The sequence below is a fragment of the Mangrovibacter plantisponsor genome (genome assembly GCF_003182475.1).
Taxonomy (GTDB): Bacteria; Pseudomonadota; Gammaproteobacteria; order Enterobacterales; family Enterobacteriaceae; genus Mangrovibacter; species Mangrovibacter plantisponsor.
This window is the reverse complement of record NZ_QGTS01000001.1, coordinates 538,970-565,118: the sequence shown is the minus strand read 5'-3', so window position 1 is coordinate 565,118 and position 26,149 is coordinate 538,970. Positions and strand designations below refer to the sequence as shown.

Here is a 26,149-nt window from a genome sequence, read left to right as displayed (position 1 = left end):
TGTCAGGCCTTTCCAAAAGTCCGGCATTATACACTACGATGCGCCAGGATGAGCAAAGTTTTACAAGCCGCGCATCTGGGCATACACTTCGCGCTGACAAAAGAGGGTGAAGTATGCGTGTACTGGGTATCGAAACATCCTGTGATGAAACAGGAATAGCCATCTATGATGATGAAAAAGGGTTGTTAGCCAACGAGTTATACAGCCAGGTTAAATTACATGCCGACTACGGTGGTGTGGTGCCTGAACTGGCATCACGGGATCATGTCCGTAAAACGGTGCCTCTTATTCAGGCTGCGCTGGCATCTTCCGGGTTATCTGCGAAGGATATTGACGCCGTTGCGTATACGGCAGGGCCTGGTCTGGTCGGTGCATTATTAGTTGGTGCAACCGTTGGCCGTTCGCTGGCATTTGCCTGGAATGTTCCTGCTGTGCCTGTTCATCATATGGAAGGGCACTTGTTAGCCCCGATGCTGGAAGATAACCCACCTGATTTCCCTTTTGTTGCATTACTGGTGTCTGGTGGTCATACCCAACTGATTAGTGTGACGGGTATTGGCGAATATGCATTATTAGGTGAATCCATTGATGATGCCGCCGGTGAAGCGTTTGATAAAACCGCGAAGCTGCTTGGCCTGGATTACCCGGGCGGGCCATTACTTTCGCGTATGGCGCAGCAAGGGCAGGAAGGGCGGTTTGTTTTTCCGCGTCCAATGACAGACCGGCCCGGGCTGGATTTCAGCTTCTCCGGCCTGAAAACTTTTGCGGCGAATACCATTCGGAGCAACAGCGACGACGACCAGACTCGTGCCGACATCGCCAGAGCTTTTGAAGATGCTGTGGTTGATACGCTGGCAATCAAATGCAAGCGTGCACTGGAGCAAACCGGTTTCCGCCGCCTGGTTATGGCGGGTGGGGTCAGTGCTAACCGGGCATTGCGCGCGAAACTGGCGCAGGTAATGGAAAAACGTGGCGGTGAAGTTTTTTACGCCCGCCCGGAATTTTGTACCGATAATGGCGCGATGATTGCCTATGCGGGCATGGTGCGCTTTAAAGCGGGTGGGGTGTCTGATTTAGGCGTTCGTGTACGCCCGCGCTGGCCGCTGGCTGAACTACCGGCAGCGCAATAACTGCTTTTGCTTGCCCGTGTTTATTCTGTGCCGTGCTGAGCCACGGCATTATTCTTTGCTTTCACTCTTCTTTTTACGCCGCAGTTTTTCCCAAATTTTGGTTTCCTGACCGCGCCATAACCGCTGTATATTATCGTGATGGCGCAGCAGAATCAGGCATGAAAGCATGGCGACGGGGAAGGTGAACTGGGGTTTGAACCACCAAACATAGAAAGGTGCAATCAGGGCACTGATAATAGCGCCCAGCGAAGAATAACCGCTCAGCAGCACGGAAAGTAGCCAGGTTCCTGCCATAACACCTGTCAGATCCCAGCCAATAGGCGCGATGGCGCCAAAAGCTGTTGCAACACCTTTACCACCACGAAACCCGAAAAAAACCGGCCAGATATGCCCAATACAGGCGGCAATGGCGATAAAACCAAGCCACATCGGGCTGACGCCCAATGCCCATGCACCCCAGACAGGCAGCATGCCTTTCAGAACGTCAAAAACCAGCACGGCTGCGGCGGCGCCTTTCCCACCGATACGCAATACATTGGTTGCCCCGGGGTTGCCGGAGCCCTGGACACGCGGGTCGGGAAGGCCGATAAGCCGACAGACAAGAATGGCGCTGGATATCGAGCCACAAAGGTACGCGAGGAGCACTATTCCGGGCGCGATTGCACTCATAACGCTGTTCCGTTTTGAAAATGTCGTTTTATTCTCTGCATCAGTGGATAATACGCATATTTCGCCGGAAGTGGTATCCGGCTGGGCTAAAAAGCGGCGGGACGTGATGGATATTGTATTTATAGAGCAACTTTCGGTAATCACCACAATCGGTGTTTACGACTGGGAACAGACCATTAAGCAAAAACTGGTGTTCGATATCGAAATGGGCTGGGACAACCAAAAAGCAGCGCAAAGCGATGATGTGAATGATTGCCTGAGCTATGCCGATGTGAGCGAAGCAATATTAGCCCATGTCTCTGGCGGGCGTTTTGCACTGGTAGAGCGCGTGGCAGAAGAAGTTGCCAGTTTGCTGTTGGCGCGGTTTCCCATCCCCTGGCTGCGCCTGAAAGTCAGCAAGCCGGGAGCCGTTGCTGAAGCAACTAATGTTGGCGTAATAATTGAACGTAAGCAAAGTCTGAAAAGCGAATAACTTAATCTAAACTAAATTATTTCCGGTTAAGCTGGTCTTACAGATAATCATTTGCGGCAGTGCGAGTATCTGCCGTTTTTTTATATCTTTTTTTAGGGGTAACGTTGTCATGAGCGATCTGCATTCGCTTGGTGTTGCGGGCATTTTAGGGGTGGTCGAGGGTTTGACTGAGTTCCTCCCGGTATCCAGCACAGGCCATCTGATAATTGTCGGCCATTTACTGGGGTTTGAAGGTGAAAAGGCCGATACCTTCGAAGTTGTTATTCAGTTGGGGTCTATTCTCGCTGTGGTCGTGATGTTCTGGCGGCGGTTGTTTGGTCTGATTGGTATTCATTTTGGCTCTGTACCACATGAAGGCTCGGGCACCGGGAAACTCACCCTGTTGCACATTATTGCTGGCATGGTGCCTGCGGTTGTTCTCGGGCTGGTTTTTCATGATTTTATCAAGACACTGTTTAACCCGGTGACAGTAATGTACGCGCTCATTGTGGGTGGCTTCTTACTGATTGCCGCCGAGTGCCTGAAGCCGAAAAAACCGCGTGCTGAAGGGGTGGATGACATGACAATCCGCCAGGCATTTGTGATTGGCTGCTTCCAGTGCCTTGCGTTATGGCCGGGTTTTTCCCGTTCGGGCTCAACGATTTCAGGTGGGATGTTAATGGGCGTAAGCCGCTATGCCGCCTCTGAGTTTTCGTTTCTGCTGGCCGTGCCAATGATGATTGGCGCAACTGCGCTGGATCTCTATAAAAGCATTGGCTTTCTGAGTATGGCTGATGCGCCGATGTTCGCGGTCGGGTTTGTGATGGCGTTTGTCGTTGCGTTAATCGCCATTAAAACCTTTTTGGAATTAATTAAACGAATTTCGTTTATTCCATTCGCCATTTACCGGTTTATCGTTGCAGCAGCCGTTTACCTGGTCTTTGTGCATTAATCCCTGCAGCCCTTAACTTTCGGGTTGAGGGCAGTGCTCCTGCTTCCAGTCTGCAACCGCCTGTATACGGCGGCGTGTCAGCTCTTCCCTAATGCTTGCGCCCTGAAAACCCGCCGCTACCACCGCTTTACTGTCTACTGAACGGGCAACCTGCCAGGCGGCACGTAACAACCGGCCCTGCGGATAATCGCTGGATTCAAAACCGGTTCGCCCACGGGCATCGGCTTCACTGGTTAAGGCCAGTTGCTCAACACGTTCCGGCTTACGCCAGGCATCCAGGTTATCAAACAACTTCACCAGAGTTTTTGGCTGCAGTATTTGTATGGTGTGAATCAGGTCGTGGAACTCCGCAACCAGTTTGGCCAGGTCACGGATGGCAACCGGTACTTTATAGCGCTCACATAACCGGGCCACCAGTTTCACCCCGGCAGGGCCATGCCCATGATGACGCGGCCACAGTTCAGGTGGAGTCAGGCCTTTGCCTAAGTCGTGGCACAGTGTGGCAAAGCGTACATCCAGTGCCGGGCTGAGCTGGGCTGCAATGGTCAGCGTCATTAATGTGTGAATGCCGGTATCGATTTCGGGGTGCCATTTCGCAGGGGCCGGAACGCCGAACAGGGCGTCCACTTCCGGGAACAGCACGCTCAGTGCGCCGCAGTTGCGTAGTACCTGGAAAAAGACCTGTGGGTTGCGTGTTAACAGTGCTGATTCCGTTTCTTTCCAGACCCGCTCAGGTGTCAGGTGAGACAGCTCACCAGCCTGAGCCATCTGTTGCATAAGCGCCAGAGTTTCCGGCGCAATACGAAAGCCCAAATGGGCATAACGGGCAGCGAAGCGCGCCACCCGTAACACGCGTAACGGGTCTTCACAAAAAGCGGGGGAGATGTGGCGTAACACACGCTGAGCAATATCTTTTTGCCCGTTCCAGGGGTCAATAAACGCCCCGTCTTCGCTTTGGGCAATGGCGTTGATAGTCAGGTCACGGCGCAGCAGATCCTGCTCAAGTGTGACGTCTGGTTCAGCATGGCAGATAAAACCAGTGTAGCCGTGGCCACTTTTTCTCTCTGTGCGGGCAAGCGCATATTCTTCGTGGGTATCTGGGTGCAAAAATACAGGAAAATCACGGCCCACCTGTTGGAAGCCTTGACCCAGCATTTCTGCTGGCGTGGCGCCCACAACAACCCAGTCCCGGTCTTTTACCGGCAGGCCTAACAACGTATCCCGTACTGCACCACCCACCAGAAAAATCTTCACCCGCTACCTCATTTATGGTCACTTTGCCCAATATCATACGTTAAGTGTAACCATAATGGAGCAAGAACAAGAAGAGAACGCCCAGTTTACCGGGGTGGCAGAACATGGGCATCTTCACAACCGGGGTTAGTTCATCCACCGGTCTTTACGGCGGCGACCAGGAATAATATGGGGCAGGATCAGGCCCAGTAACAAACCAATACCTGCAACGCCGCCGCCATACATAAACCATTGCATGATGATGGTACGCTGCTTGTCATCCAGTTGCAGATTAGCCATGTTGACCTTTTTCTGGGCAACAACCAGCTCATTCTTCAGCTTCTGGTTTTCGCTTTTCAGGCCATTGATGATGCCATCACTTTCGGCCACTTTTTTCTGCATATCTGCCGTGCGCTGGTTCCAGGTGGCATCAATGTTATTGAGCTTATCTGTCAGGGTTTTTACCTGAGATTCAAGTGCAGGTACGCGAGTACGCATACTGGGGTCAGTATTCAGTTCTTTCAGCGGTATCCAGGCTGTTCGCCCGTCTTTGTCACGAACCTGGCCATAATTTGTGTTTTCATTGGTTTGCAGCAGCGTAACAGCTTCGCCCGCAGAAAGGGTGCCGACCAGACGGTAGTTGTCACCCGGCCCGCTACGCAGCCAGGTGGTGAGATCATCGGAAACATAACGTGTTTCATCCGCGACAGCTGTAGCGGAAACGCTTAAAGCAAATAAAGAGAGACAAATCAGGCGTAATTTCTGCATTAGTAAGTCATTATTGTCATAAATGGTAGAAAGATAGTAATGGCAACAGTCTGACGACGCAAAAACTAAACCTGAATGGGAATCTTCCTGATGTGATTTTCACCACCAAAAAGTCAGGTCGCGCCGAAGCCAGCTACCCTTAGCGTCATTGGGTGTCACTTCCATTCTTCGGGTTTCACCAACAGTTGCTGTGTTGGCTGTGTTTCTGGCCGTAGGGTTATTTTGCAGCCCTGAAACCCGAATTATTTAGAGTATACTGACAGTTAAATGTTTTTTTAGTTCACTTCCCAACCTGGGGAACGACAGTAAGCAGAGACTATGGCACAAGAAATCGAATTAAAGTTCATTGTTCAACCGCAAAGCCGTGATGCGTTATGCACTTTTCTTAATACGCTTCCCGGCCAGCACAGTGAGCCACGGAAACTAAGCAATATCTATTATGAAACGCAGGATAACTACTTGCGGCGCCATGATGCCGGCTTGCGTATCCGTGGTGTGGATGGCCGGTATGAAATGACGATTAAAACGTCCGGGCATGTTGTCGGTGGGTTGCATCAGCGCCCTGAATATAACGTTGCTCTGGATGCGCCTGTATTAGCACTGGAAAAGTTTCCGGCAGAGATTTGGCCACAAGGTTGTGATGTAGCAGAGCTGGGAAAAGCGCTGCACCCGCTGTTCAGTACCGATTTTTTGCGGGAAAAGTGGGTGGTTACTCACGGTGAAAGCGAAGTAGAAATAGCTTTTGACCAGGGCGAAGTGAAAGCGGGTGAGTTCAGCGAAGTCATTCATGAACTTGAACTGGAACTGATTAAAGGCAATACGGAAGATGTCCTGAGCCTTGCCGGGGTTTTGTCCTCCCACCCGGGCATTCGCCAGGGGCTGCTCAGTAAGGCTGCCCGGGGTTACCACCTGGCGAAGGGCAATCCTGAGCGTACTCATCAGGCGTTACCCATTATGCAGCTCCCGTTGAAATCCAGTGTGGAAGCCGGTTTGGAGTGCGCGCTGGATATCGCGCTAAACCATTGGCTTTACCATGAAGAGTTGTGGGTGCGTGGCGACCAGAAAGCGAAGAACGAAATTATTGAAAGTATTGGGCTGATTCGTGCAGCGCTGGTGCTGTTTGGTGGCATTATTCCCAGAAAAGCAAGCACTCACTTACGTGATATGTTGACCAATGCTGAAAGTGACCTGGCGCTGGATGTCTCAGCAGAAAGCGTGGTGTGGGAAACACGCTTTACGCAAACTAAACTGGCGTTAACCCAATGGCTGGTGACCCGGGGCTGGCGTCCATTTTTGGACGATAAAGCGTTGCGTAGCCTTAATGAAGGGTTTAAGCGTTTTGCCGATATTAATTTGTCGCGCCACAGTGCGGAGCTGAAGCGTGCATTTACTCATGTAACAGGCGACAGCCTGCGGGACCAGCTACCGCGTCTGAGCCGTGAAGTCCATATTTTACGCCTGTTGTCTGGCTTTTATGATCAAACTCAGGCCAGCCACTGGCTGGAAAACTGGCAGGAGCTTTGCCTGGCTATCAGGCAGGGGAGCCGCCATGAAGCAGACCACTTCCGCCATGAGGCACTGGCTCAGGCCCCCTTCTGGTTGCACAGTGGTCAATCAGGGAAACACTAATTAAGGGAAAATGGTGATGATTCCTCTCTCTCCTGTTTTACAGCAACACTGGCAGGCGCGTCTGGCGTGCCTGCCTGAGTCTTTTGCATCCCAGGCGCTGTCTCAGCAGGCACAAAGTGTTCTGGCGTTCAGTGACTTTGTGTGCGACAGCGTGCAGGCCTGGCCGCAATGGCTGGAAGAGTTGCAGGCTGCTGAGCCTGGCCCTGACGAATGGCAAAACTATGCTTCAGCGCTGGAGAGCTTGTTGGGCAGTATTGAGAGCGAAGCAGAACTGATGCGCGCACTGCGTATTTTCCGCCGCCGGGAAATGGTCCGCATTGCGTGGGGGCAGGTGACAGAGAGCAGCAGCACAGAACAAACATTGGTGCAATTAAGTGCACTGGCTGAAGCGTTAATTGTTGCTGCCCGCGACTGGGTATACCTGGCATGCTGCCGGGAATGGGGAACGCCTTCCAATAAAGAAGGTGTTCCTCAGTCATTGTTTATCCTGGGTATGGGGAAACTGGGCGGCGGGGAGCTTAACTTTTCTTCGGATATCGACCTTATTTTTGCCTGGCCGGAAAGCGGCGTAACACAAGGTGGGCGCAGGGAGCTGGATAATGCGCAGTTTTTTACGCGCATGGGGCAGCGTTTGATAAAGGTACTGGACCAGCCGACACAGGATGGCTTTGTCTACCGGGTTGATATGCGCCTGCGTCCTTTTGGCGAGAGCGGGCCACTGGTAATGAGCTTTGCGGCCCTTGAAGATTATTACCAGGAACAGGGGCGCGACTGGGAACGTTATGCCATGGTGAAGGCGAAAATGCTTGGCCCGCAGGACAGCACCTGGAGCAAAGAGCTACACGCAATGCTGAGGCCGTTTGTTTTTCGCCGCTACATTGATTTCAGCGTGATTCAGTCACTGCGTACTATGAAAAGTATGATTGCCCGGGAAGTACGGCGGAGAGGGCTGAAAGATAATATTAAGCTTGGTGCCGGAGGGATTCGCGAAGCCGAGTTTATTGTTCAGGTGTTTCAGCTTATTCGTGGCGGGCGTGAACCCGCTTTGCAGTCACGCTCATTACTGCAAACGTTGGATGTTATCAACGAACTGAATTTGCTGCCTGCCAGCGATGTCGTTGCGTTGCGTGAGGCGTACTTGTGGCTGCGCCGGCTGGAGAATTTACTGCAAAGTATTCATGATGAACAAACCCAAACATTGCCGGGCGATGAACTGAATCGCGCACGCCTTGCCTGGGCGATGAACGCCCCCGACTGGGCCGCGCTTGAAGCAACATTGCAGCACCATATGCTGGCGGTACGCACGATTTTCAATGCACTGATTGGCGATGAAGAGAGCGCGGAAGCGCAGCATGCGGTGGATGATGGCTGGAGTGAATTATGGCACGACACGCTGGATGTCCAGGATACCCCGGAAGTGCTGGCTCACCTTGCGGATACTGATCGCCAGCAAGTTCTGCGCCTGATTACCGACTTTCGTAACGATACCAACCGGCGGACCATTGGCCCGCGAGGTCGGCAGGTGCTTGATCAGTTAATGCCGCATTTGTTGCAGGCTGTTTGTAGCCGTGATGATGCGCCAGTCCCGTTCTCGCGCATGGTGCCTCTGCTCACGGGCATCCTTACCCGAACCACCTACCTGGAACTGCTCAGCGAGTTCCCGGGCGCATTGCAGCACCTGGTGCGTTTATGTGCCGCTTCGCCAATGGTTGCGGAACAACTGGCACAATACCCTTTGTTGCTTGATGAGCTGCTCGACCCTTCCACGCTTTACCAACCTACAGCACCAGATGCCTACCGGGATGAGCTGCGCCAGTATTTGTTACGTGTTCCTGAAGACGACGAAGAACAGCAACTGGAAGCACTGCGCCAGTTTAAACAAACGCAGCTGTTACGTATCGCCGCGGCCGATATCGCCGGGACTTTGCCTGTAATGAAAGTGAGTGATCACTTAACCTGGCTTGCCGAAGCAATCATTGATGCGGTTGTGCAGCGCGCGTGGGCACAAATGGTGGCACGTTTTGGCAGGCCGGGGCATTTAGCTGGCCGCGAAGGGTACGGGTTTGCCGTAGTCGGTTACGGCAAGTTGGGCGGATGGGAACTGGGTTACAGTTCAGACCTGGATCTGGTGTTCCTGCACGACTGCCCGGCCGATGCGGTTACGGATGGTGAAAAGGAAATTGATGGCCGCCAGTTTTATCTGCGTCTGGCCCAGCGCATTATGCATTTGTTCAGTACGCGGACTTCTTCCGGTATTTTGTATGAAGTTGATGCGCGCCTGCGCCCGGCAGGTGAAGCCGGGATGCTGGTCACCACTGACAGCGCTTTTGAAGACTACCAACGTAATGAAGCCTGGACATGGGAGCACCAGGCGCTGGTGCGTGCCAGAGTGGTATATGGCGACAGCCAAATCCACACCCGGTTTAACGCCATTCGCCAAAAGATTTTGTGTACTGAGCGTAATGAAGACCAGTTGCGTACTGAAGTGCGTGAGATGCGTGAGAAAATGCGCACGCATCTTGGCAACAAACACCGTGGCCGGTTTGACATCAAAGCTGACCAGGGCGGCATTACTGATATCGAATTTATCACGCAGTACCTGGTATTGCGCGATGCAGCAAAAGTCCCTGGCCTGACCCGCTGGTCTGATAATGTGCGCATTCTGGCGTTGTTAGCTCAGCATGGCATTATGCCTGAAGATGAAGCGCACGCGCTCACATCCGCTTATGTGACGTTACGCGATGCCCTGCACCATTTGGCCTTACAGGCACAGCCCGGGCATGTGGAGCCGGATGCTTTTGCAGCACAACGCCAACAAGTTACAGCCAGTTGGAATACCTGGCTGGAACAGGCCTGAACAGTGCGATTAATATCAGTTGTGGTATTATCGCGCGCAAATTTGCTATCTCTGCTGGAGAATAAGGAATGAAAGTAACGCTGCCCGAATACAACCGTGCTGGCGTCCTGGTGGTAGGTGATGTCATGCTGGACCGCTACTGGTATGGCCCTACCAGCCGAATTTCCCCTGAAGCGCCTGTTCCGGTGGTAAAAGTGGACACCATCGAAGAACGCCCCGGTGGTGCAGCCAACGTTGCGATGAACATTGCTTCTCTGGGCTCCAGCTCACGCCTGGTTGGCCTGACGGGGATTGATGACGCTGCACGGGCGCTGAGCCAGTCTTTGGCGGATGTGCATGTTAAATGTGATTTCGTTTCCGTGCCTACCCACCCGACAATCACCAAATTACGTGTATTGTCACGTAATCAGCAGTTGATTCGCCTGGATTTTGAAGAAGGTTTCGAAGGCGTTGACCCGGCACCGTTGCATGAACGTATCCAGCAGGCTTTGCCTGAAATGGGCGCGATTGTGCTGTCTGACTACGCCAAAGGGGCACTGGCTTCTGTACAGCAGATGATAGCTCTGGCGCGCCAGGCTGGTGTCCCCGTGTTAATCGACCCGAAAGGTACCGACTTTGAACGTTACCGTGGGGCAACCTTGCTGACGCCAAATTTATCTGAATTTGAAGCTGTGGTGGGTAAATGCGCTACAGAAGAACAGATTGTTGAGCGCGGTTTGAAACTCATTGCTGATTATGATTTGAGTGCTTTGCTGGTAACTCGCTCGGAACAGGGCATGAGCTTATTGCAGCCGGGTAAGGCCCCTCTGCATATGCCCACTCAGGCGCAGGAAGTTTACGACGTCACAGGTGCCGGGGATACCGTAATTGGCGTGCTGGCCGCAACGCTGGCAGCCGGAAACTCACTGGAAGAAGCCTGTTACTTCGCTAATGCTGCAGCCGGGGTCGTTGTTGGTAAACTGGGTACATCTACCGTTTCGCCAATTGAACTGGAAAACGCGGTGCGTGGCCGGGCAGAAACCGGGTTTGGCGTGATGAGCGAAGCGGCGCTGAAACAGGCTGTGAGCGATGCCCGTAAGCGGGGCGAAAAAGTGGTCATGACGAACGGTGTGTTCGACATACTGCATGCCGGCCATGTTTCCTATCTGGCAAATGCCCGTAAGCTGGGCGACAGGCTGATTGTGGCCGTCAATAGCGATGCCTCGACGCGCCGCCTGAAAGGAGAAACCCGGCCGGTTAATGCGCTGGAACAACGTATGATTGTACTGGCGGCACTGGAAGCGGTAGACTGGGTCGTTGGGTTTGAAGAAGACACCCCGCAGCGCCTGATAGCTGACATCCTGCCTGATTTACTGGTAAAAGGCGGCGATTACAAACCGGAAGATATTGCCGGGAGTAAAGAAGTTTGGGCAAATGGCGGTGACGTGCTGGTGCTCAACTTTGAAGATGGCTGCTCAACCACCAATATTATTCGTAAAATTCAGAATCAGTGATTCTGAACAGAGCCCTGTGAGCCACCAACGGTTGGCAGTCAGTTAATGTTACCAGCCGTTGGTTTTTCAGGGTTATGCCTGCTCGTCACTCTCTTGTTTCTGGGCACTTTCAAGTGCGGCGAGGCGCTGTTCCAGCACAGCAAGCTTTTCGCGCGTCCGCAGTAAAACCTGGGTCTGCACATCAAACTCCTCACGGCTCACCATGTCCAGGCGCGTCAGCTGTGCCTGCAGGGTCTGGCGGATTTTTTTCTCAACATCTTCACCAAAATCACGCATGCCTTTGGGCATTGATTCGTGAATCTGACGGGCTATCTGCTCAATTTTTTTGGGGTCAATCATTGTCTTTTCCGGCGATAAAGTGAGGTGATTCTTCTATTGTAATCGCTGAGTCCGGGGGGATAAACCAGAAATATTTCTAAGCCCGTTGCCGGGTTAGTGGATTGGCGTTATAGTAAGTGCGTTTATTCTCAGGGCGGGGCGAAATTCCCCACCGGCGGTAAATCAGCTCTTTGCTGAAAGCCCGCGAGCGCTCCGCTGTCATGGCGGAGGTCAGCAGACTCGGTGTAATTCCGGGGCCGACGGTTAGAGTCCGGATGGGAGAGGATAGCGATCCAGTCGGGTGAAAGCCCGCTCGCGTTATTTATTTGCCTTTTGGCACTCCTAAGACTGCCCTGGTTCTGGTAATCCATAAGTTTAATGAGGTTTCTTACCATGAATCAGACGCTGCTTTCTTCTTTTGGCACGCCTATTGAACGTGTTGAACAAGCGCTTACTGCATTACGTGAGGGCCGTGGTGTAATGGTCCTTGATGACGAAAATCGTGAAAACGAAGGTGACATGATTTTTGCCGCTGAAAACATGACGGTTGAACAAATGGCACTTACCATTCGTCATGGTAGCGGTATTGTGTGTTTGTGCATTACGGACGAGCGCCGTAAGCAACTTGACCTGCCTATGATGGTAGAAAATAACACCAGTGCGTTCGGTACCGGGTTTACCGTTACTATTGAAGCTGCTCACGGTGTGACTACCGGTGTTTCTGCGGCCGACAGGCTGACCACAGTGCGTGCCGCAATTGCCGATGGCGCAAAACCCAGTGATTTGAACCGCCCGGGGCATGTTTTCCCGTTGCGTGCTCAGGCTGGTGGTGTGCTTACCCGCGGTGGCCACACTGAAGCGACGGTAGATTTAGTTACGCTGGCCGGGTTCAAACCAATGGGTGTGCTGTGTGAACTGACCAACGACGATGGCACTATGGCTCGTGCGCCGGGTTGCATCGAATTCGCTGGTAAACATAACTTAGCGGTTGTCACCATCGAAGATATCGTGGCTTACCGCCAGGCTAATGAGCGTAAAGCCAGCTAACTGGCAATGACCTTTTATTTACTGTGGCAGCCATTTGGCTGCCACAGTGCTTTTCGGGGCCTGATACGGTTATGAAACCAGGTAAATCATGATGCCCTCGGTCACAATGCCCAGAGCTGTCCCCAGTAAAATGGACGATGAAGCTGATTCCACATAAGTATCACTGCGTATGGCAAACATCCCGGCAGCTATAGCGGAAGGTGTTGCGCCAATAATCACCACTTGCTGCATAAACGTGTGGCTCAGGCCAACCGCCAACCCTGCGGCAACCATTAATGCAGGCTGGATCAGGTTCTTAATACTGATGTTGGTGAGTGTATGTATATTGAAAGCAGGGCGTTCGCCATAGAACAGTAACCCCAGAGCAAACAGTGAAATCCCTCCGGCAGTTTTCCCCATCATCTCAATTGGTGACTCCAGTAGTGCCGGGATTTTCAGACCACTCAGGCTAAGCAATACCCCCAGAATCGGGATCCAGACAATAGGGTTGCGAACTGCTTTAAATAAATTCGCGGCTATCATACTGCCCAGGCTAACGGCTTCAGATTCGCTACCTTTTTCCCCCATGCGAATCAGCATAATGGTCAGTGGGATCATCAGTACGCTGGTTATCAGGTTACCTATCAGAACCCCCAGAAAACCTTCCGGGCCAATCAATACCGCCAGTACCGGTGCGCCAAAGTAAGCCATATCCGGGAAGGCACATACCAGTGACTGAATTGCACTGGTTTTAATATCATGGCGAAAGACAAACCGCGAAATAAGTAATGCCAGCAACCACGACCCCATCAGACCAAATACCAGTACGGCCATGAATGGCAGGTTTTGAATTTTCTCCGGGTCTGTTTTTAGTGCCCCCATAAATAAATGTAGAGGCAGAGCAAAACGGATAACTACCGTCGCCAATACCGATGCATCTTCACGACGGGTATAACCCAGCTTACCACTTAGCCAGCCAAGAACCATAATAAACACAAGTGGAAATAATGAGGATAAGAGTAATGTTGGCATGATATTACCTTGTAATAGTATTGGGTGAAAACAACCTGTATATCATCTTCAGTGATGTTTTCTCTCGTTGAGATTTTTCTGGTAACTCACTGAATACCAAGGTTGTATTACGCTGTTTTTGTAATGGTTGAATAATCGTTATGGTGAACTGAATATATAGTTACTGGGTTTTCTTGTGAGTGACATTAGTCACAGCAAAGGGCTAACATTAATTACTAAAGCCTGATTAAATTTAATAAAGTAACCAGTGCGTGTTTTTGTGGTGGAAGGCTATTTATCAATGGCTGATGGCGGGAATAGATGTGAGAAATAAAAAATGCGCCAATAAATGGCGCATTATGCACAGGCAAGAAAAATAAATTAAAATGCCGCGTGTTTATAAGGCTGGTATTCTGCTTTCCAGAATGTTTTATCTATAGCGGCAAGAATAGCATTGTCATCCATTTGTGGCGCAACACCATCCTGCTGTGCGGCTTTAGCCACAGACAGCGCTATTGCCCGGGAAACCTGTTCGATTTCTTCAATCGGAGGCAGTAACTTACCGCGCTCGGTCTGTACCAGCGGTGAGTGGTCTGCCAGTGTCTGGCTTGCCGCCAGCAACATACCATCTGTGACACGGCGAGCTTTCGCCGCCAGAATGCCCAGCCCCAGGCCCGGGAAAATATAGGCATTGTTACACTGGGCGATATCGTAAATATTATCCTGGTAGCATACCGGTGGGAACGGGCTCCCGGTAGCAACCAGTGCTGCACCTTCAGTCCAGGCAATTAAGTCCTGTGGTTTAGCTTCCGCGCGTGATGTTGGGTTAGACAACGGCATAATAATGGGATGCGGGCAGTGGCGATGCATCTCTTTGACGATTTCTTCACTGAATAACCCGGGTTGCCCGGAGACGCCAATTAACACAGTGGGTTTAGCGTGGCTGACTACATCCATCAGGGAAATTGTTCCGGCTTCATTTCCCCAGCCCTGCACTTTTTCCCTGTTGGTAACCAGGCGGTGTTGGAAATCCCGCAGGTTGGGCATGTCGTCGGTCAACAGGCCAAAACGGTCTACCATGAAGACTCGTGAACGTGCTTCTTCTTCACTGGCGCCATCTGCCACCATACGTGCAATGATCGTTTCCGCAATACCGCAACCAGCGGAACCCGCACCCAGGAAGGCAATACGCTGGTCACGCAGTGTTGAACCTTTAGCCTGTGAACCGGCAATCAGTGTACCTAATGCCACTGCGGCGGTGCCCTGAATATCGTCGTTGAAGCAGCACAACTCGTCACGGTAACGGTTCAGTAATTGTGTGGCATTATTCTGAGCAAAGTCTTCAAATTGCAGCAGAACGTTTGGCCAGCGCTCTTTCACGGCATTGATAAACATATCCATAAATTCACGGTATTCACCATCCGTGATTCGCGGGTGGCGCCAGCCCATATACAGCGGATCGTCCAGGCGCTGGGCGTTGTTTGTGCCCACATCGAGCATAATCGGCAATGTGGATGCCGGGTCAATGCCACCACAGGCGGTGTACAGCGATAATTTACCGATAGGGATCCCCATGCCGCCGATCCCCTGGTCACCCAGGCCGAGAATACGCTCGCCATCGGTAACAACAATGACTTTTATGTCATGACGGGAAAAGTTTTGCAGCATGTCATCAATACGGTGGCGGTCTGGCCAGGAAATAAATAACCCGCGGGCGCGGCGGTAGATATCAGAGAAGTGTTCACAGGCCTCACCCACTGTAGGGGTATAGATGATGGGCATCATCTCTTCAAGGTGTGCACGCAGCAGGTTATAGAATAATGTTTCGTTAGTATCCTGGATATTTCGCAAATAAATATGGCGGGAGAGGTCGCGTTTAAAGTGATTAAACTGGGACCATGCACGGTCAGTTTGTTCAGTGATGGTTTCGACTTGTTCCGGCAACAGGCCAATTAAATTTAATGCAATACGCTCTTCATGAGAAAATGCCAGGCCTTTATTTAATAAAGGGTTTTCCAGCAACATAGCCCCAGTATATGGGGTATATACAGAATTTTTTTTTAACATCTGAATGCTCCAGGGACGACCATACTGCCACGGCGCATAAGAGAAAATATCACCATGTAAATATACGTCTGGCGTATGATGTAGGGGTGTAACGGTTTAATTTAGCCCCGATTGTAGTCCTCATTTTTGCAGATTTTTAATTACTTTAATTGCATTAAACTTTAATTAGTTTTTTTAGTGTTTTTTGTTTGATTATTATCCAGAGGATGGATGGCGGGTAACTATCTATGGGGAACTGATAACCTATATAACGGTATTGGTGCGTTATATAATACCAAGTGTTTTATTTTATGTGACGAAGTTAAATATTTCAATAAATGATTGTGGAAAATCTGAGTTAAATATGTATTTAGTTTCCTGCCTCTATTCGGTTTTTTTGTGCGATTGCCTGGTATTCATTACCAGCTACTACCAGGCTAATCGCGCACAATGAACACACCGGGAGTTAACCCAGCCCCAAACTTTGTAATGCGCTCAGGCTTAATCCCATTACAGCCATGCCGCACAATACGCCATAACTGGGGTTATTTTGCGGGTCAATCTCTTTTGCCAGTGGCATCAGTTCATCTACGGACAACGCCACCATAATACCGGCAACCGCTGCCATTACTGCGGCCATCACCACAGGTGAGACCATACTACCGAGCAGCAACCAGGCAAGGATCCCCCCCAGAATTTCTGCCATGCCGGATAAGCCTGCCCACAGTAATGCTTTGCGCTTCGAACCTGTTGCGGCATATACCGGAGCGGAAACCGCCAGCCCTTCTGGAATATTATGCAGCGCGACAGCGAGTGCAATACCCAGCCCCAATTCAATATTGCTGCTGGCGGTTACGAATGTCGCTATTCCTTCAGGAAAGTTGTGCAGACTAATCCCCAAAGTGAGTAACAAGGCTGTGCGCCGCAATTTCCTGGTGTTGATACTGCCATCCATCAGGTCCTGCGGGTGGGCATGGGGCAGCGCGCGATCAAGAGCAAAGTAGCCAGTCAGCCCGGCGATAAACATACCGTAACCCAACAATGGCGACATATTAGGTGTATCCAGGGCTGCAGGCAGCATTTCCATCAGGGAGATTAACAGCATAATACCTGCGGCAAATCCCAGTGCGAATGCCAGCAGGCGGTTAGAAGGTTTTTGGCCTATTATCCCTAAAAATGCGCCAATAAATGTCGAACTACCCGCTAACAGAGTCAGAACCAGCGGTACGGACATAGCACTCTCCTTTGATAATGATTATCATTTATACATTTGGTTACACAGAGTGTCGAGAGCCGGGACTGCGTTTTACATAACAATACATTCAAAATTTCTGATGATCATCATCATGGTTATCTGCGTTTATTTGCAGGCTAAAAGCCGTAATCTGACAGTAAGTAATCTGACACGGTAATTAAGGATATAATGATGAACACCTCACGTATGCCTGCGCTGTTTGTTGGTCATGGCAGCCCAATGAATGTGCTTGAAGATAACGTGTTTACCCGTTCCTGGCAGCAACTGGGTAAAACACTGCCTCGCCCGAAAGCGATGGTAGTGGTTTCTGCTCACTGGTACACACGGGGAACTGGCGTTACAGCTATGCCTAATCCAAAAACTATTCATGATTTTGGCGGGTTTCCGCAGGAACTGTTCGATACACAATACCCGGCGCCTGGCGCACCGGATTTAGCTCAGCACTTAGTGGATATACTGGCTCCTGCCGCCGTAATTAAAGATGACAGTGCATGGGGTTTTGACCACGGTTCATGGGGAGTGGTTATCAAAATGTACCCTGATGCCGATATTCCTATGGTGCAGTTGAGTATTGATGCCACCCAACCACCGGCCTGGCATTATGAAATGGGTCGTAAGCTGGCAGCACTGCGTGATGAAGGTATCCTGCTGATTGGTAGCGGCAACGTTGTACACAACCTGCGTACTGTTCGCTGGCAGGGGGGGAGTGAGGCTTATCCCTGGGCAACCGCCTTTGACCAGTATGTTCGCGATAATTTGACCTGGAAAGGTGAAGCGCAAAACCACCCGTTGGTTAACTATATGGACCACTCAGGCGCTCAGCTTTCTTGCCCAACACCAGACCACTACCTGCCACTGTTGTATATTCTGGGAGCATGGGATGGCGAAGAGCCGGTGAGTATTGTCACCGAAGGGATTGAAATGGGCTCTCTGAGTATGCTTTCTGTGCAGGTTGGCGCATAACCGCGTTGCCACACAGTACTGTGTCAGAGCCAGATGAATACTGAGTAAGAGCGCGCCTGGTTAACAGGCGCGTGCAGTATTTATTCAGGTGTGAAGCTGTGTGGGTAAAAGCGCGAAAGATCTTGCGTGATCAGCTCTCTGTCTTCCCGAATACCGATCCCGGCGGGTTGATCATTAATAAGCCAGGATCCAATTAGCGTATAGCTGTCGCCAAACCTGGGTAACGGGTGGTATTGCTGGACAATCATACCTTCTTCGCCATATGGCCCATCTGCCCGGGCTATTTCTTTCCCGTGTTCGATAATCTGAATATTGGCACCTTCACGGGAGAAAATGGGTTTCACCACGTAGCTCTCCATGGCGGGGTGATCATCTGCGGCAAACCAGGCGGGTAAAAGGTTTGGGTGGCCTGGAAACATTTCCCACAGCAATGGCAGTAACGCTTTGTTAGATAAAATACTCTTCCAGGCCGGTTCCAGCCAGCGCACACCAGCATCTTCCAGTTTTGTCGAAAACATCTCTCGCAGCATGAACTCCCACGGGTAGAGCTTGAACAAGTTGCTGATGACCTGATCCTGCATATCAGTAAACTGGCCTTTCTCACCCAGCCCAATTTGGTCCATAAACAGGAATTCGGTCGGGAGCCCGGCTTCGGCTGCGCAGTCCTGGAGATATTGCACTGTGCCACGGTCTTCAATACTGTCCTGGCAGCAGGCCATGTGCAGCAAATTGAATCCATGTTGCTCGTGCAATACACGAAAACGCTCGATTAGCTGTTCTTGCAGGCTGTTGAACTGATCACTTCCCGCTGGCAGGTTACCGGCGTTGATTTGATCTTCCAGCCAGATCCACTGGAAAAACGCAGCTTCATATAGTGAGGTTGGGGTATCGGCATTGTTTTCCAGTAGCTTAGGTTCCCCGGTGCCACCCCAGGCAAGGTCCAGCCTGGAGTAGAGCGATGGCTGGCGGGTTGCCCAGCTTTGGCGTACGAAATCCCGGGTATGGCGCGGGATGCAAAATTTATCCATCAAAGCATCACTGGCAACCACGCGTTCTACGGCTTTCAGGCACAACTGGTGTAATTCAGCAGTCACATCTTCCAGCTTTTCAATTTCCGCCAGAGAGAACTGGTAATACGCGTCTTCACACCAGTAGGGTTCGCCATACATGGTGTGAAAGTTGAAGCCAAATTCACGGGCTTTATCCTGCCAGCCTGGGCGTTCGGTAATAGGCAGACGTTTCATGAATTAACCACCCATTGTACGACGCGTTGTGCCACTGGTACTGGAGCGTTGCATGGAAGTTTGTTTGGCTACGCTTTCACCAAAACCACCACGAGTAATTGTGCTGGTGGTTGCTGGTTTTGGTGCCATTGCGGTTTTGGGAACTGTCATCGTGCGCCCAGGTGTTGCGGCACCATAGTTTTTGCCGCTGGCGTCTGTGTAGCGGCCATAAGCCGGGCTGGAAGGGTTTTTCGAACTGAATAGTGGCTGTTGAGCGTAAGAGCCGCCCATCATTCGGCCCATCATGTAGCCGGCCATTAACGGCATCCAGAAACTCCCTCCTGACTGGGCCTGTGCCTGGTTATCACCTGCCACACTGGCCTGAGATGGCGCAGGCTGGCATTGCCCTTCACCAAACTCGGCAATACAGTCTTCGCGGGTGGCGTATTTAGGTGCAGTGCGTTCAGCTTCTTTCAGAGCGTTGTTATAGGCTGTTGTACACTGCTGGCTTTCACCCGGGTTGGCAGCGCTGCAATCATCTGCATTTTGGTAAAGTTTTACGGTCTCATCGCTTTTTTCGCAGCCTGCGAGTAAGAATGCCGCCGTGACAGCCAGAGCTACAGGCGTTAAATGCCGCGCATTCCAGCTTTTGCGAAAGGCGGAGAGTTGTATTGTTTTGGTCCTTTTCATCATTCTTTTCCTGGCCCAGTGGTAGGTATTACTTGGAGTGCCAAGAATAGAGGAACACTGATTATATTTGAAGCAATGTGCAGAACTGTGGAGGCTTCTTTACGAAGCCTTACGTTTAGCAAAAAAAAGAGAGCCAAAAGGCTCTCTGTATATGAGTGAAAAACGACTGGTTTGACTGAACGTTCATGGAACGAGTAAATGAACCAGGGAAAATCAATTCATTGATTTTCGGCTGTTAACTAAAAAGCAGGGAAAACCACGTTTTTCCCTTCTTTTTCATCAAGCTAAGAGAGCCAAAAGGCTCTCCCGGGGAAAACAAACGGCCAGTTAGTGGCTCAGCATTTTTTTGCTGCTGGTGGTGGTTCTGCTGGCTGTTTTCTGTACAGTAGTGTCACTGTAACCATCTGCACTTGCGTCCTGTTGCACATTATCCGGCGCAATGCTTTCAGGTGAAGTCGAAACCGGTTTGCTCAGTTCACTGTTCAGTGTGACTAAGTCCTGCTGGTTCAACGTACCCAGAGCAGATTTCAGTGTCAGAGTATTAATCAAGTAGTTATAACGCGCGCTGGAAAGCTCCTGCTTGGCGCTATACAGCGTGGATGTTGCATCCAGAACATCAACAATAGTACGGGTGCCGACAGAGTAACCGGCTTCCATTGCATCCAGTGAGCTTTGCGCAGAAACAACTGCCTGTTTGTAGGCATTGATGCTGCTAATAGATGCATTGATGTTGTTCCAGGCTGAGCGGGTGGTTTGCACAACACTGCGGTGAGCGCTTTCCAGCGATTCGCTGGCACCCACAAAGTTATATTGCGCCTGTTTCACCTGTGAAGTGACAGACCCACCGCTGTAGAGCGGTAAAGAGAAGCTCAGGCCAACAGAGTTCTGGCCGATGTCTCTGTCTGCATAGCTTGAACCAACAGCGTTGTGACCATCGTATTTGGTGTTGGAAACACTACTGGACGCGGTCAGATTCAGTGTCGGCATATGGCCGGTCTGGTAGTAGCGAATTTGCTCACGAGCCAGATCCTGGTTCAAACGAGCCTGCAACAAAGACAGGTTACGGTTTTCCGCTTCTTTGAGCAGGTTCTGAACAGCCTGAGGTTTGTTGACTTTCATGTCCGCAACATTGACGGATGCCAGTTCAGGGTAGAAATTGCCGGTAATCTGGCGCAAAGATTCCAGTGCATTATCCAAATTGTTACGGGCGGTGACTTCATTAGCCAGAACGCTGTCGTATTGAGCACGGGCGTTTTGTACGTCAGTAATCGCCACCAGGCCGACATTAAAACGCTGGGTAGTTTGGTCAAGCTGACGGTAAATAGATTGTTTTTCCGCTTCAACGTATGACAACGAATCGATAGCGCTCAATACGTTAAAATAAGCTGTTGCGGTATTAAGGATCAGCGTCTGTTCGTCAGACTGGTAGGAGACATCCTGTATTCCTGCCGTTTTTTCCTGAATGGTCAGCGCACGCCATTTTGACATATCGAAAATAACTTGCGTAAGCTGTAAGGACGCACTGGTGGCATTGGAGTTAATGCCATCGTTGTCACGGTAGCCGTTGTTATAGGTATAGTCGGCTCCCAGACCCAGTTGAGGTAATAATGGGCTGCGTGATTCATTGATTTTCTCAAATGCCGCGTCGCGATCAGCTGCGGATTTACGCAGGTCAGGGTTACTGATACGTGCCTGCTGATAAACCTGCAACAGGTTTTCTGCCTGGCTCATGGTACTGAACGCGACAAAGCTCAGACCAATAAGTGTGGGGAGCAGTTTCTTCATTTGCATTCCTTGTTGTGAAGCAGAAATTGTGTGTAATAGCGCTGACTGATGCCAAAAAGGATCGCCGATTTTAGCAGGTTCAGCTTTGACAACGTCTTGGCGTTAAGTGCCATCTGCCCTGAAAATTCATCAATCTACCACAGAGTGGTTGAAACAACATTCCTGATGGATTGAAATCAAGAAATCAATCACTGTTCGAGCAGGTTTACTGATGGCTATAGAAAACAAAAACATCACAACGTTTACAAAAAACGATGTAGAAATTATTGCACGGGAAACAGTTTGGCGTGGTTTTTTTTCGCTCGATGTCTGGCGTTTTCGTCACCGTATGTTCAATGGTGGAATGAGCGAAGAAGTTCGGCGGGAAATTTTCGAGCGTGGGCATGCTGCAGTACTGTTGCCCTACGATCCTGTGCGTGATGAAGTGGTGATTATCGAGCAAATTCGAATTGCTGCTTTTGATACCAGTGAAACCCCATGGTTGCTGGAAATGGTTGCCGGCATGATTGAACCGGGCGAGTCGCCGGAAGATGTAGTGCGCCGTGAAGCAGAAGAAGAGGCCGGGTTGCATGTGAAACGTACCCGGCCAGTATTAAGTTACCTGGCAAGCCCTGGCGGAACCAGTGAACGTTTGTCTATTCTGGTCGGAGAAGTGGATGCAACGACAGCTACCGGGATCCACGGCCTGGCGGAAGAAAATGAAGATATCCGCGTTCATGTCGTCAGCCGGGAAACTGCTTACCAATTAGTCGAGGAAGGGAAAATCGACAACGCCGCATCTGTCATCGCCTTGCAATGGCTGCAGTTGCATTATCAACAATTACGACAAGAGTGGAACGCATGACAATGAAGCGCTATACACCTGATTTCCCTGAGATGATGCGTTTGTGCGAAACCAACTTCGCCCAGTTGCGCCGGTTGCTGCCACCTGTTGACGCAATCGGTGAAAAAATCAGCTACCAGGTCAATAGTGCTCAGTATCGGTTAACGATTCTTGAATCAACTCGCTACACTACGCTGGTTGAGATTGAACAAACGCTACCCTCTGTAACATACTGGAGTCTTCCTTCCATGTCCGTCAGGCTCTATCATGACGCCATGGTTGCTGAAGTGTGTTCAAGTCAGCAGATCTTCCGTTTTAAAGCACGTTATGATTATCCTAATAAAAAGTTGCATCAACGCGACGAAAAACATCAAATTAACCAGTTCCTTGCCGATTGGCTACGTTACTGTTTAGCGCATGGAGCGATGGCGATTCCGGTTTGTTAGCGTCGTGAAACCTAAGGACACCATTTGGAAAGCCTGTTGACAATACCTGCTGCTGATGAAGCCAGTATCAGGATACTACAAATTACTGACACCCATTTATTTGCCGGGAAAGATGAAACGCTGTTGGGCGTTAACACCTGGTCAAGCTACCGGGCAGTGCTGGCGGCTATCCACAAAGAGGCCCGCCCGTGTGATCTGATAGTTGCCACCGGGGATTTAGCACAGGACCAGAGCAACGAAGCCTATCAGCACTTCGCTGAAGGGGTTTCTTCGTTGGCGGCGCCTTGTGTCTGGCTGCCTGGTAATCATGATTTTCAACCCGCAATGTTCAGCTCGCTGAAAGAATCGGGTATTTCGTCTTCAAAGCAGGTACTGGCAGGGAAAAGCTGGCAGATTGTGCTGCTTGATAGCCAGGTTTTCGGTGTGCCCCATGGTGAACTGAGCGAATACCAGCTTGAGTGGCTGGAAAAAAAACTGGCTGAAAACCCTGACCGGCAAACTTTGTTGCTGTTGCATCACCACCCTCTGCCTGCCGGGTGCAGCTGGCTTGATCAACACAGCCTGCGCAATGCTCAGGCACTTGATGATGTGTTGCAACGTTATGCCGGAGTGAAACACTTGCTGTGTGGGCATATCCACCAGGAAATGGATGTAGACTGGAATGGGCGCCGGATGATGGCCACACCGTCTACTTGCGTGCAGTTCAAGCCACATTGCGCCAATTTTACGCTGGACACGATTGCTCCAGGATGGCGCTGGATAACACTGCACCCTGATGGTTCGTTGACAACTGAAGTTTGTCGTTTGTCGGGCAGTGCTTTCAGCCCCGATACTGATTCTGAAGGTTATTAATGGCCACTCTTCTTTATCTCCATGGTTTCAACAGCTCACCACGTTCTGCTAAAGCCACCAGTATGAAAAACTGGCTGGCTGAACATCATCCTGACATCACCATGGTTATCCCTCAGTTACCTCCTTACCCGGCCGACGCCGCAGAAATGCTTGAATCTATTGTGATGGCCAGAGGAGGGGAACACATGGGCATTGTGGGTTCATCATTAGGTGGGTACTACGCCACATGGTTGTCGCAATGTTTTATGTTGCCTGCTGTGGTTGTGAATCCGGCTGTACGCCCTTTTGAATTACTGGCAGATTTTCTGGGAAACAATGAGAACCCATACACCGGCCAGCAATATGTGCTAGAGTCTCGCCATATTTATGATCTCAAAGTCATGCAGGTTGACCCGCTGGAAGCACCCGATTTACTTTGGTTGTTGCAGCAAACGGGTGATGAAGTGCTGGATTACCGCCAGGCAGTGGCTTATTACGCCCCTTGCCGCCAGCATATTGAAGAAGGCGGTAATCATGCATTCACCGGCTTTGAGCATCATTTCACACAGATTATTGATTTCCTGGGGCTGAGTTAGTACCAGGTATCTTCTTCCTTAGTTGAGCAGCGAAAAACCATGACGCAATCCTATAACGCTGATGCCATTGAGGTACTTACCGGGCTTGAGCCGGTTCGCCGTCGCCCGGGAATGTACACTGACACCACGCGCCCTAACCACCTTGGTCAGGAGGTTATTGATAACAGCGTGGATGAAGCGCTGGCAGGCCATGCCAAAAAAGTTGACGTAATTCTCCATGCGGATCAGTCGCTGGAAGTCATTGATGACGGGCGTGGTATGCCTGTCGATATTCACCCGGAAGAAGGCGTTCCGGCGGTTGAGCTTATTCTGTGCCGTTTACACGCCGGGGGGAAATTCTCCAATAAAAACTACCAGTTCTCTGGTGGATTACACGGGGTGGGTATCTCGGTTGTCAACGCGTTATCCAAACGGGTTGAAGTCACAGTTAAACGCGATGGCCAGGTGTATGGCATTGCGTTTGAAAATGGCGATAAAGTTGAAGAACTGCATGTGACAGGGACCTGCGGTAAACGTAATACCGGTACCAGCGTGCATTTCTGGCCTGATGAACAATTTTTCGACAGCCCGCGCTTCTCTGTTTCTCGCCTGTCGCATTTGCTGAAAGCGAAAGCAGTACTGTGCCCGGGCGTTGAAATCACTTTCCGCGATGAAGTGAACAACACCGAACAGCGTTGGTGCTACCAGGATGGCCTGACAGACTACCTGTGTGAAGCTGTTAATGGTCTGGTGACACTTCCGGAAAAGCCATTTGTGGGTAACTTTTCTGGTGAAGCCGAAGCCGTTGACTGGGCACTGCTGTGGTTGCCGGAAGGTGGTGAACTGCTCACTGAAAGCTATGTCAACCTGATCCCTACCATGCTGGGCGGGACTCATGTTAACGGTCTGCGCCAGGGGCTGCTGGATGGTATCCGCGAGTTTTGTGAATTCCGCAATATTTTGCCGCGTGGTGTGAAATTATCTGCTGACGATATTTGGGAACGCTGTGCTTACGTACTGTCTGTCAAAATGCAGGATCCGCAGTTTGCCGGGCAGACCAAAGAACGCCTGTCATCGCGCCAGTGTGCGGCATTTGTCTCTGGTGTGGTAAAAGATGCTTTCAGCTTGTGGCTGAACCAGAACGTGCAGGCGGCAGAACAACTGGCTGAACTGGCGATTGCCAGCGCGCAGCGCCGTCTGAGAGCCGCTAAAAAAGTTGTGCGTAAGAAACTGACCAGTGGCCCGGCCCTGCCTGGTAAGCTGGCAGACTGTACCGCCCAGGATTTGCATCGTACCGAGCTTTTTCTGGTGGAAGGGGATTCCGCAGGGGGTTCGGCAAAACAGGCTCGCGACCGTGAGTACCAGGCCATCATGCCTTTGAAAGGTAAGATCCTGAACACCTGGGAAGTGTCTTCAGACGAAGTGCTGGGCTCCCAGGAAGTGCATGATATTTCCGTCGCCATTGGTATTGATCCCGACAGCGACGATTTAACCCAACTGCGCTACGGTAAGATTTGTATCCTGGCGGATGCTGACTCCGATGGCCTGCACATTGCTACATTGCTGTGTGCGCTGTTTGTGCGCCATTTCCGCCCGCTGGTGAAAGCAGGCCATGTGTATGTGGCAATGCCACCGCTGTATCGTATCGACCTGGGTAAAGAAGTTTATTACGCCCTGACTGACGAAGAAAAAGACGGTGTCATGGAGCAGCTTAAGCGTAAACGCGGTAAACCAAACGTTCAGCGCTTTAAAGGGCTGGGTGAAATGAACCCGCTACAGTTACGTGAAACGACGCTGGATCCCAATACCCGCCGCCTGGTGCAGTTAACCATTAGCGATGACGATGAAGAGCGTACCCAGTCAATGATGGATATGTTATTGGCGAAAAAACGTTCTGAAGACCGCCGTAACTGGTTGCAGGAAAAAGGCGATATGGTGGATATCGAAGTCTGATTGATTGCCGGTTAACAACCCT

Annotated in this window: 23 protein-coding genes and 1 riboswitch; of the genes, 13 read left to right on the top strand and 10 right to left on the bottom strand. The window is 50.9% G+C overall.

The genetic code is table 11. The features are described from left to right. The first annotated feature begins 113 nt into the window (after positions 1–113). Positions 114–1,130 (top strand): tRNA (adenosine(37)-N6)-threonylcarbamoyltransferase complex transferase subunit TsaD, encoded by a 1,017-nt coding sequence (gene tsaD, locus DES37_RS02685; protein ID WP_036105604.1) that lies wholly within the window; start codon positions 114–116, stop codon positions 1,128–1,130. 48 nt (positions 1,131–1,178) lie between these two features. Here the strand turns inward: tsaD and plsY are convergent, their stop codons facing one another. Beyond that, entirely contained in the window at positions 1,179–1,799 is a 621-nt protein-coding gene (gene plsY / locus DES37_RS02680; RefSeq protein WP_036105606.1) for a glycerol-3-phosphate 1-O-acyltransferase PlsY, read from the bottom strand. 106 nt (positions 1,800–1,905) lie between these two features. Between plsY and folB the strand changes: the two genes are divergently transcribed. After that, positions 1,906–2,271: a bifunctional dihydroneopterin aldolase/7,8-dihydroneopterin epimerase gene (folB, locus tag DES37_RS02675; RefSeq protein ID WP_036105609.1), complete on the top strand. Its 366-nt coding sequence runs from the start codon at positions 1,906–1,908 to the stop codon at positions 2,269–2,271. A gap of 109 nt (positions 2,272–2,380) precedes the next feature. Continuing rightward, the gene (gene bacA, locus DES37_RS02670; protein WP_036105613.1) at positions 2,381–3,202 is read left to right on the top strand and encodes an undecaprenyl-diphosphate phosphatase; all 822 of its coding nucleotides are present in this window, start codon (positions 2,381–2,383) and stop codon (positions 3,200–3,202) included. Between the two features lie 12 nt (positions 3,203–3,214). Here bacA and DES37_RS02665 read toward each other — a convergent pair whose 3' ends face one another. After that, positions 3,215–4,456 (bottom strand): multifunctional CCA addition/repair protein, encoded by a 1,242-nt coding sequence (locus tag DES37_RS02665; RefSeq protein WP_110024725.1) that lies wholly within the window; start codon positions 4,454–4,456, stop codon positions 3,215–3,217. A gap of 126 nt (positions 4,457–4,582) precedes the next feature. Beyond that, positions 4,583–5,203 (bottom strand): TIGR04211 family SH3 domain-containing protein, encoded by a 621-nt coding sequence (locus DES37_RS02660; RefSeq protein ID WP_110024724.1) that lies wholly within the window; start codon positions 5,201–5,203, stop codon positions 4,583–4,585. Between the two features lie 318 nt (positions 5,204–5,521). Between DES37_RS02660 and DES37_RS02655 the strand changes: the two genes are divergently transcribed. From DES37_RS02655 to hldE, 3 genes are all read left to right on the top strand, one after another. Continuing rightward, positions 5,522–6,832, top strand: coding sequence for a CYTH domain-containing protein (locus tag DES37_RS02655; RefSeq protein ID WP_110024723.1), 1,311 nt, complete (start codon positions 5,522–5,524; stop codon positions 6,830–6,832). Positions 6,833–6,848: 16 nt separating this feature from the next. Next, complete coding sequence (gene glnE, locus DES37_RS02650) at positions 6,849–9,689, top strand: bifunctional [glutamate--ammonia ligase]-adenylyl-L-tyrosine phosphorylase/[glutamate--ammonia-ligase] adenylyltransferase (RefSeq protein WP_110024722.1); 2,841 nt, start codon at positions 6,849–6,851, stop codon at positions 9,687–9,689. Positions 9,690–9,757: 68 nt separating this feature from the next. After that, positions 9,758–11,182, top strand: coding sequence for a bifunctional D-glycero-beta-D-manno-heptose-7-phosphate kinase/D-glycero-beta-D-manno-heptose 1-phosphate adenylyltransferase HldE (hldE, locus tag DES37_RS02645; RefSeq protein ID WP_110024721.1), 1,425 nt, complete (start codon positions 9,758–9,760; stop codon positions 11,180–11,182). A gap of 72 nt (positions 11,183–11,254) precedes the next feature. Here the strand turns inward: hldE and ubiK are convergent, their stop codons facing one another. Beyond that, positions 11,255–11,521: a ubiquinone biosynthesis accessory factor UbiK gene (gene ubiK, locus DES37_RS02640; RefSeq protein WP_036105626.1), complete on the bottom strand. Its 267-nt coding sequence runs from the start codon at positions 11,519–11,521 to the stop codon at positions 11,255–11,257. Positions 11,522–11,641: 120 nt separating this feature from the next. Next, positions 11,642–11,791, top strand: a riboswitch (FMN riboswitch). A 102-nt stretch (positions 11,792–11,893) separates the two neighbouring features. On the opposite strand from ubiK, the gene ribB reads away from it, so the two are divergent. Then, positions 11,894–12,547: a 3,4-dihydroxy-2-butanone-4-phosphate synthase gene (ribB, locus tag DES37_RS02635; protein ID WP_036105631.1), complete on the top strand. Its 654-nt coding sequence runs from the start codon at positions 11,894–11,896 to the stop codon at positions 12,545–12,547. Positions 12,548–12,616: 69 nt separating this feature from the next. Here the strand turns inward: ribB and DES37_RS02630 are convergent, their stop codons facing one another. The 3 genes from DES37_RS02630 to zupT all read right to left on the bottom strand — a co-directional run bounded on the left by DES37_RS02630 (position 12,617) and on the right by zupT (position 16,817). Continuing rightward, the gene (locus tag DES37_RS02630; protein WP_036105635.1) at positions 12,617–13,558 is read right to left on the bottom strand and encodes an AEC family transporter; all 942 of its coding nucleotides are present in this window, start codon (positions 13,556–13,558) and stop codon (positions 12,617–12,619) included. A gap of 360 nt (positions 13,559–13,918) precedes the next feature. Then, a complete protein-coding gene (locus tag DES37_RS02625) occupies positions 13,919–15,604 on the bottom strand; it encodes an NAD-dependent malic enzyme (protein ID WP_110024720.1) in 1,686 nt (561 codons plus the stop codon). A 445-nt stretch (positions 15,605–16,049) separates the two neighbouring features. Further along, positions 16,050–16,817, bottom strand: a complete 768-nt coding sequence (gene zupT / locus DES37_RS02620; RefSeq protein WP_036105642.1) for a zinc transporter ZupT — start codon at positions 16,815–16,817, stop codon at positions 16,050–16,052. A gap of 192 nt (positions 16,818–17,009) precedes the next feature. On the opposite strand from zupT, the gene ygiD reads away from it, so the two are divergent. Then, positions 17,010–17,801 (top strand): 4,5-DOPA-extradiol-dioxygenase, encoded by a 792-nt coding sequence (gene ygiD, locus DES37_RS02615; RefSeq protein WP_036105645.1) that lies wholly within the window; start codon positions 17,010–17,012, stop codon positions 17,799–17,801. Positions 17,802–17,881: 80 nt separating this feature from the next. Here the strand turns inward: ygiD and DES37_RS02610 are convergent, their stop codons facing one another. The 3 genes from DES37_RS02610 to tolC form a co-directional block, all read right to left on the bottom strand. Beyond that, entirely contained in the window at positions 17,882–19,045 is a 1,164-nt protein-coding gene (locus DES37_RS02610; RefSeq protein WP_110024719.1) for a glutathionylspermidine synthase family protein, read from the bottom strand. Between the two features lie 3 nt (positions 19,046–19,048). Beyond that, the gene (locus DES37_RS02605) at positions 19,049–19,714 is read right to left on the bottom strand and encodes a DUF1190 family protein (protein ID WP_036105652.1); all 666 of its coding nucleotides are present in this window, start codon (positions 19,712–19,714) and stop codon (positions 19,049–19,051) included. Positions 19,715–20,041: 327 nt separating this feature from the next. Continuing rightward, positions 20,042–21,499 (bottom strand): outer membrane channel protein TolC, encoded by a 1,458-nt coding sequence (tolC, locus tag DES37_RS02600; RefSeq protein WP_110024718.1) that lies wholly within the window; start codon positions 21,497–21,499, stop codon positions 20,042–20,044. A 211-nt stretch (positions 21,500–21,710) separates the two neighbouring features. On the opposite strand from tolC, the gene nudF reads away from it, so the two are divergent. From nudF to parE, 5 genes are read left to right on the top strand one after another with little or no spacing between them, the layout of a single operon-like run. Continuing rightward, a complete protein-coding gene (nudF, locus tag DES37_RS02595) occupies positions 21,711–22,343 on the top strand; it encodes an ADP-ribose diphosphatase (RefSeq protein WP_036105658.1) in 633 nt (210 codons plus the stop codon). A gap of 2 nt (positions 22,344–22,345) precedes the next feature. After that, positions 22,346–22,768 (top strand): DUF1249 family protein, encoded by a 423-nt coding sequence (locus tag DES37_RS02590; RefSeq protein WP_036105661.1) that lies wholly within the window; start codon positions 22,346–22,348, stop codon positions 22,766–22,768. A 24-nt stretch (positions 22,769–22,792) separates the two neighbouring features. After that, positions 22,793–23,620 (top strand): 3',5'-cyclic-AMP phosphodiesterase, encoded by an 828-nt coding sequence (gene cpdA / locus DES37_RS02585; protein ID WP_036105664.1) that lies wholly within the window; start codon positions 22,793–22,795, stop codon positions 23,618–23,620. Continuing rightward, positions 23,620–24,195: an esterase YqiA gene (yqiA, locus tag DES37_RS02580; protein WP_036105667.1), complete on the top strand. Its 576-nt coding sequence runs from the start codon at positions 23,620–23,622 to the stop codon at positions 24,193–24,195. The genes cpdA and yqiA overlap by 1 nt, the downstream gene beginning before the upstream one ends. 39 nt (positions 24,196–24,234) lie before the next feature. Beyond that, positions 24,235–26,127 carry a DNA topoisomerase IV subunit B gene (parE, locus tag DES37_RS02575; protein ID WP_036105669.1) on the top strand — a complete coding sequence of 631 codons (1,893 nt, stop codon included), beginning with the start codon at positions 24,235–24,237 and terminating at the stop codon, positions 26,125–26,127. The last annotated feature ends 22 nt before the right edge of the window (positions 26,128–26,149 follow it).

What these genes read in the sequence shown, in the direction of transcription:
- parE (WP_036105669.1), top strand. Translation starts at nt 24,235, where the DNA reads ATGACGCAATCCTATAACGCTGATGCCATTGAGGTACTTACCGGGCTT.
- DES37_RS02625 (WP_110024720.1), bottom strand. Translation starts at nt 15,604, where the DNA reads ATGTTAAAAAAAAATTCTGTATATACCCCATATACTGGGGCTATGTTG.
- DES37_RS02610 (WP_110024719.1), bottom strand. Translation starts at nt 19,045, where the DNA reads ATGAAACGTCTGCCTATTACCGAACGCCCAGGCTGGCAGGATAAAGCC.
- plsY (WP_036105606.1), bottom strand. Translation starts at nt 1,799, where the DNA reads ATGAGTGCAATCGCGCCCGGAATAGTGCTCCTCGCGTACCTTTGTGGC.
- glnE (WP_110024722.1), top strand. Translation starts at nt 6,849, where the DNA reads ATGATTCCTCTCTCTCCTGTTTTACAGCAACACTGGCAGGCGCGTCTG.
- yqiA (WP_036105667.1), top strand. Translation starts at nt 23,620, where the DNA reads ATGGCCACTCTTCTTTATCTCCATGGTTTCAACAGCTCACCACGTTCT.
- ribB (WP_036105631.1), top strand. Translation starts at nt 11,894, where the DNA reads ATGAATCAGACGCTGCTTTCTTCTTTTGGCACGCCTATTGAACGTGTT.
- hldE (WP_110024721.1), top strand. Translation starts at nt 9,758, where the DNA reads ATGAAAGTAACGCTGCCCGAATACAACCGTGCTGGCGTCCTGGTGGTA.
- zupT (WP_036105642.1), bottom strand. Translation starts at nt 16,817, where the DNA reads ATGTCCGTACCGCTGGTTCTGACTCTGTTAGCGGGTAGTTCGACATTT.
- bacA (WP_036105613.1), top strand. Translation starts at nt 2,381, where the DNA reads ATGAGCGATCTGCATTCGCTTGGTGTTGCGGGCATTTTAGGGGTGGTC.
- DES37_RS02655 (WP_110024723.1), top strand. Translation starts at nt 5,522, where the DNA reads ATGGCACAAGAAATCGAATTAAAGTTCATTGTTCAACCGCAAAGCCGT.
- DES37_RS02605 (WP_036105652.1), bottom strand. Translation starts at nt 19,714, where the DNA reads ATGAAAAGGACCAAAACAATACAACTCTCCGCCTTTCGCAAAAGCTGG.
- tolC (WP_110024718.1), bottom strand. Translation starts at nt 21,499, where the DNA reads ATGAAGAAACTGCTCCCCACACTTATTGGTCTGAGCTTTGTCGCGTTC.
- folB (WP_036105609.1), top strand. Translation starts at nt 1,906, where the DNA reads ATGGATATTGTATTTATAGAGCAACTTTCGGTAATCACCACAATCGGT.
- tsaD (WP_036105604.1), top strand. Translation starts at nt 114, where the DNA reads ATGCGTGTACTGGGTATCGAAACATCCTGTGATGAAACAGGAATAGCC.
- DES37_RS02630 (WP_036105635.1), bottom strand. Translation starts at nt 13,558, where the DNA reads ATGCCAACATTACTCTTATCCTCATTATTTCCACTTGTGTTTATTATG.
- nudF (WP_036105658.1), top strand. Translation starts at nt 21,711, where the DNA reads ATGGCTATAGAAAACAAAAACATCACAACGTTTACAAAAAACGATGTA.
- ygiD (WP_036105645.1), top strand. Translation starts at nt 17,010, where the DNA reads ATGAACACCTCACGTATGCCTGCGCTGTTTGTTGGTCATGGCAGCCCA.
- DES37_RS02660 (WP_110024724.1), bottom strand. Translation starts at nt 5,203, where the DNA reads ATGCAGAAATTACGCCTGATTTGTCTCTCTTTATTTGCTTTAAGCGTT.
- ubiK (WP_036105626.1), bottom strand. Translation starts at nt 11,521, where the DNA reads ATGATTGACCCCAAAAAAATTGAGCAGATAGCCCGTCAGATTCACGAA.
- DES37_RS02590 (WP_036105661.1), top strand. Translation starts at nt 22,346, where the DNA reads ATGAAGCGCTATACACCTGATTTCCCTGAGATGATGCGTTTGTGCGAA.